The organism is Clostridium sp. AM49-4BH (genome assembly GCF_003478335.1).
In the GTDB taxonomy this organism is placed as follows: Bacteria; Bacillota; Clostridia; order Lachnospirales; family Lachnospiraceae; genus Butyribacter.
On sequence record NZ_QUFB01000043.1, the window covers coordinates 21,330 to 27,329 of the forward strand.

General features: G+C 39.4%; 8 protein-coding genes. All 8 read right to left on the reverse strand.

Annotated features, from left to right (window positions below):
• Positions 1 to 340: 340 nt before the first annotated feature.
• Positions 341 to 1,504 carry a TnpV protein gene (locus tag DW981_RS15180; RefSeq protein ID WP_182434251.1) on the reverse strand — a complete coding sequence of 388 codons (1,164 nt, stop codon included), beginning with the start codon at positions 1,502 to 1,504 and terminating at the stop codon, positions 341 to 343.
• A gap of 54 nt (positions 1,505 to 1,558) precedes the next feature.
• Positions 1,559 to 1,684 (reverse strand): hypothetical protein, encoded by a 126-nt coding sequence (locus DW981_RS15965; RefSeq protein WP_279220196.1) that lies wholly within the window; start codon positions 1,682 to 1,684, stop codon positions 1,559 to 1,561.
• Entirely contained in the window at positions 1,650 to 2,009 is a 360-nt protein-coding gene (locus tag DW981_RS11315; RefSeq protein ID WP_118507785.1) for a PrgI family protein, read from the reverse strand. The genes DW981_RS15965 and DW981_RS11315 overlap by 35 nt, the downstream gene beginning before the upstream one ends.
• Positions 2,010 to 2,024: 15 nt before the next feature.
• Positions 2,025 to 2,885: a hypothetical protein gene (locus DW981_RS11320; protein WP_118507786.1), complete on the reverse strand. Its 861-nt coding sequence runs from the start codon at positions 2,883 to 2,885 to the stop codon at positions 2,025 to 2,027.
• A gap of 62 nt (positions 2,886 to 2,947) precedes the next feature.
• Entirely contained in the window at positions 2,948 to 3,322 is a 375-nt protein-coding gene (locus tag DW981_RS11325) for a hypothetical protein (protein ID WP_118507787.1), read from the reverse strand.
• A 21-nt stretch (positions 3,323 to 3,343) separates the two neighbouring features.
• On the reverse strand, positions 3,344 to 4,144 hold the full coding sequence (locus DW981_RS11330; RefSeq protein WP_118507788.1) for a class B sortase: 801 nt from the start codon (positions 4,142 to 4,144) through the stop codon (positions 3,344 to 3,346).
• Between the two features lie 50 nt (positions 4,145 to 4,194).
• Complete coding sequence (locus DW981_RS11335) at positions 4,195 to 5,091, reverse strand: hypothetical protein (protein WP_118507789.1); 897 nt, start codon at positions 5,089 to 5,091, stop codon at positions 4,195 to 4,197.
• Positions 5,085 to 6,000: AAA family ATPase (locus DW981_RS11340; protein ID WP_147352642.1), on the reverse strand; the 916-nt coding region annotated here is incomplete at its 5' end. The genes DW981_RS11335 and DW981_RS11340, both read right to left, overlap by 7 nt.

Here is a 6,000-nt window from a genome sequence, read left to right on the forward strand (position 1 = left end):
TACATTCCATCTTTGTTAAACCAGACCGAAATCTGTTCCCCTCCAAGTTGAAATCCTTTGCCGGTTTCTCCGTATTCTTTCTGAAGAAAAGCCTCCATTTCTTCCGGTGTTTTTCCGGTCTGATACTTATGATAAATTCGTTTCCGGCTGTTTTCCTTTCCTCCGCCGGTGCGAAGAATCTCCTCGATCTGCCCTGCAGTTATCGTGCCGAAAAGGAATCTGTCTGATGGCATTTCTGCCTGTGCCATTGCAATATTTCCCACCTGTTCCGACATAAGAGAAAATAAATCCATTTGTCGATAGGGACTGTCTTCAGGCGGTTCATACTGCTCTAACTCTGCTACTGATAAACCAGTTCCTTCAGAACGATCTCCTCCGCCTGCTGATAGATCCGGTTCATCTCTTTCGTCCATTGCAACGGATCGTTCTGTTTCATTTCCTCCGTCACGATCTGATTCTTCAACAACTGCTGTGTCAGCACTTCGAACCTCTCCTCTGCCTGTTCCTGAATCTCCAGGCAGTGTGTCAGCAGTTCTCCGCTCAGAAGAAGTCCCGTGTAAATCCCCCTCCTGTAGTTTTTCAGATAATTCTTCCGCAACACTCCGTATTTCGTCAGCATTGCTCCTTCCTGCTCCGAGGTATCAGATTGGGAATCCGATAGTCCCCGTTCCTTTCGTATGTCAGATTCATGCCCTGCCACCGCCCTTTCTGTATGATTATGATTTATTGTATATCGTCTGTTTTGCAATAACGCCCTGTCATACCTTGCAATCGTTCTGCCAATCCGGATCAGCACCGGTTCACATAACTCCGAAGTGGTACTGCCAAGTACCGATAAGGTTCTGAGCGTATTAAACTCATGGATGTAATCAAAGGTAAACTCATCGTCAAACTCCGTCATATCACATCCACACCGCTTCAGGATAGTATAACTTACACTTTGTACCAGCATTTCCCGGAACCGGACAGCAACCGCATCCCCATCCAGATCTTCCAGAAAACTGTTTGCCGCTTCATCGATCACCTCATCGACCGCTTCCTCATAAAAATCTTCCGCTATTCTTTCAGCAATCTCATAAATACGGTTTTCAAAAGGAAGGGAATCATTAGTACTGCCATAAATGTGCTCCAGTTCGGCAAGAACCACTTCTTTATGCTCTTCCCTCAAATGCCAGATAAACGGATCTTTACCAATCCGTCTCGCCTTATGAACATCGGATACATCAAAGACATATCGAAGTTTTGGTCTTTCACTTTCCCCATCAATAAGGGCAATTCCTTTTGCTCCCCGGTTTACCCAGCAAAACATCCTCTCATTCCACATTTCAAGCGAGGCACAGGCAGTTGCGTCCGGTCGCTGTGCATAGATGAGTAGCTGGTCCTCAAAGGGATACTTATATAACCTTGACGCAACATCAAGGTATCGAATCCACTGCTCTCTGCCACGACAGACTTTCTTTGCGGTCTCTCGTGCTAATACAGAGATTTTTACATATTTCGTCATTACTTTTTCCTCCTGCACCTGCTTCTGTTTGGACATAGTGTCCAAACGCTGCTGTTACTGATCCCGGCTTTCTGCAATGGCAGTTATGTAACCCATCAGCCTTTTTTCACTGTCTGTATTCCTTTCAATATCAATCCTCATCTTCTCATTGTTTCTTTCTTCGTTTTTTTCTGCTTCCATTTGTCTGTACCTCCAATTCCTTTAACTGATTTCTTGTTTCATAGACATAGGGCTTGTGAAACATGAGTTTTATACTCCTTCTCACAAGCTGAACCAATGTCATTCCGTTTTTATGGTAAAACCCACATAGTCCAATGATACCGATCACTGGCATACACAATGTAATGGCTGTATTGATTCCTACATCAAAGTAAAAATGCAGAAGCAGGATTCCTCCCACTCCTGTAAGTAGTGCACTTGCTCCGAATACGCACTCTCGGAAAGACAATCCCTTGAAGAAATCATCCTTAAAGGCAGCCACATCCGGATTGATTGTTTTTGTCATTGATTTCCCTCATTTCTATAGATTAAATGCTTTCTGCATGACACTGTCCGACATCTTTACCGAGGATGAAATAACTCCCATCTTCAAGCAATACTCCAACAACCGGATGATTGCATTTTCCGTGTCGATTGCAACGGTATTGATAAAACTGGCACTGATCGTAATCACAACCGCAATAAGCAACGCAGAAAACACATATCCGAAAAAGGTGCGTATATAAGAATAACCAACATTTGCCGTCTGACCGCCTGCTGCAAGGGTAGACAATGCCACACCTGCAAACGGAGCGATCATGTAAATCTTCAGAATACGATTTAACACCGTCAGCACCACGATAAATCCGCACACGACGGTAAATAAGAAAAACAGGATACTCGTCAAAAAAGCGGTCATCGTTCCAAAGTCTGCACTGGATATATTTTCATACACCTTTGCACCATCAAAGTCATAAATCATTGACAGCTTGTTTTCTCCCAAGATTGCGGATGTCAGGTTCTTGCCCCATGTAAAAAACTTCGGCATATAACTTAATGCCATGCTCATCACATTTGAGGTTATGATCAACCGAATGAACATTTTTATCGTTCGTTCAAATGTCAGATCCGTATGTAAGTCGCAACTGTCCCTGCAAAATCCATATAAGAAAAAAATGCAGAGCAACGAAACTGCAACTACATTTAAGGTGGTATAGATCGTTGATATACTTTTCCAGACATCTTTATAGGTGCCGGAAGATGGATTTTTCGTCAAAACATCGGCTGCCAGTTTCATCATGTCATTCCATGCGTACCCGGCAGCTTCAAAAAAGTCTTTACCGCTAAAGAAGTCTCCTAAATCTGAAAAAAATCCTGTTACGGAATCCCACAATCCCACCATCATCACCTCCCTTCAGGATTCCGGACACAGCGAAAATTTATGATCTGCTGCACCCGCTTTTATTATGAAACGCCCAATAGTTTCAGAATCGCCGGAACTGCAATCATGATCAGCCCACCGATCACCTTTTTAATTGCCTGACTTTGCTGTGTTGTATCATGTGCCGAATACCCGGTACCGAAATCTAACAGCCCCCAGGCAAGAAAAATCACTCCGACTCCACCAACACAGCCAAGAACCAAGTCCTTGATTACATTGATACCGTTCGTAACTTCCGTCACTCCGGTATCCGTTGCATTGCTTTTCCCTTTGTCTGCTGCAAATGCCACCGTCGGCACAATTGCCAACATCCAAAAATAGATCAATGCTGCCGTTCCTGCACACCTTTTCCATAATCCATTGCAGCGTGGTTTCATAACCTCTAATTCCTTATGCATTGTTGTCCTCCTTGCTTCATGTTATCGTTTCCTGCAGCCGATTACCATGAGCCGCTTATCCCTTCCATCCATCGTCCGGCAAGTGGAAAGCGTTACAAACTTATATTTCCGAAAGAATGCTTCTGCATCACTTTCATTCATTTCCTTTTTCATCTTCTTTGCCGCTTCACTCTGAAACTTGCTGTGACTTAGGATTTTCTCTACCATCCCGTAATAATTCTTCTCATTTCCGTAATCCGTAAAAGAATAGTAATCTGCATATTTGTCCGTTTCCAATACCGAAACGATGTGATAGTCCTGCTCCTTTCCCTCTACCGGAGTAAACGAAAACACGGGATGTTCCTTAAAAAATGTTTCCTCACGGAAATTTTGCAGATAGCCAAAGTACCGTCTCCCGTTGATGTTGTGACCGTAAATGATAAGATTATCACTGTCTGTCTTACAGCGGACATCCAAAAACGGTGTCCCATAAAAGCTGTAATCACCATGTACATCCCGGTGAAGATAATACTGCCAGTCACCTTCATGATGACCTTTGATGCCAGTCTGCATAACCGGATAAGAAAAGCCGGTGCCTTCGATTTCTAGCCACCCGATCATATCTTTGTACTTTTTGTGGAGGTTCCGTACACCATCCTTTTCTTTCTCCGTGGTAATCTCTTTTTCTATATTGTCCTGCTTTATCTCCTGATCCACGGTTCTTTTTAACCAAAGCCCCAGAGCCAAAGCAATGACTGCTAAAATAAAAAAAGAGAAGAAAAGTATTCTTCTTGAAAATACCTTTCTTCCCTTTGGGGGCGAAATGTTATTAATATGTTTCATATTTAATCTTTCTTTGTATAAAACCACTCTATTATTAATTTTGTTAAACCTCAAGCCTCTACTCTATGATTACTCCTCATTTCCTCCAATTCCTTTTTGCTCATATTTTCAGGAGACAATCTGACCCCCGAAAAATTGTATTCTGCAATCCATCGCTTTTTAGAATTATTTCCTTCATACACCTCGAAATGCCCATGTAACAAATCAATAGAAAGAATATACTTTTTATCTTTGCTAATAAAATATTTAGTATCCTCATTATATGGATTTTTAGGATGATATTCAGTAAACCCATTTCTTAATGCAATTATTTCTCCGTACTTTTTATATAGAGAACCTTTTGAACCAGAAATCGTCATAGCTATTTTTTTCATTTCCTGATCCAATTTATTACATAGCTTTGCATTTACAAAAATCGCCTTACTTCCATTGTCTTTTATGCAATCATTAAAGCAACCAGATTTTTCTGTATATGGTTCTCTTACAACAGGGATTAAAAACTCGTCATCGTCAACATGGAACTTAAGAAAATTCCCATTCAAATTGTAATTAGCCTTTCCAACAAATAAAATATAATCCCGATTGATATTCGCAGTATAATTCATGAGTAACTTTATCTCTTTCTCATTTGTAATACTAAAATCAGCATTTTTTATATGACATATACTATCTGTTTCTAAATCTTCTGACCTATAAACCTCTCCCTTGCGTAACAATTCAGACAACTTAGGCACAATATTGCTTGTGAAAAAACTATACATGTTTACCTTAACTGCAGGAGGCGTATACCATGATTGCTCATTAAAAATAGATTCCTCTATAGAATCCAACCCACAATCAAGATACTCGTTAATAAAGTCTAAAATATCATTAAAAAACACCCAATCGTAAATCTCCTCATTTTCACATACCATACATGGAGAAAACATAATCTTTTGAATCACCATTTCACCCCTTCTCTGTAATTTTCCATAGCAATTTTGGCAATCTCCATACTCTCAGAACCAAATTGCGTAAAAAATTGTTTAGGAGCATTTGTTATTCCTTTCTGTGAATCTATTAAAATTTGCGTAATTGGCTTTTCATGATCCACATAATAGATTTTAATCATATTATTTAATTCGCCTGATTTGTCTTGTAACACTCTCTTAATAATACGATTAATTATGTGATCACTATGAGTTTCAATAATTAATCCCCTTTTATCAATAGCCATTGACAAAAGAAAATCCGCAATTGCCATTTGTGCAGCGGGATGAAGATGAATCTCCGGCTGTTCTAACATTAATAATTCATTGCCTTTCTCAAGTAAACCTGATACCAAAATTGGCAATACCTGACTCACTCCAAATCCAACATTTGATATATTATAATCTCCAACATTAAGTTTTATCATTTCAGACGCTTGATTTAAAGAATATTTACCCAAGTCCAAATACTCCATCCATAAATTAACCAACCGTTCAAAGTTCATTTTCTTTACTACACCTTGTATTTTCTCCTCCGTTGGTGGAATAAATCCGTATATTTTTTTACCTGCATATTTACACATTATTTGAGGTGTATATTCCCCTCCTAATCCCACACTGTCCATCTCATTTTCTATTATATAATTTCTCTGAGGATACACACGCAAAGGAGTTAGATACTTTACATTCTTAAATTGCATTGCGTTAATGCGAAAAATCAAATATATATTTGCTAAAACACCATCTATCTTAGTTTTTTTAGGACGAACTGATGTTGCATATGCATTAATTAATGTTAAATTTTCAAAATAACAAACACATGAATTTAATTCTATCTTTGGCACACTATTAGGAATATTTTCAATAACAATCCTGTAATTCTTATTT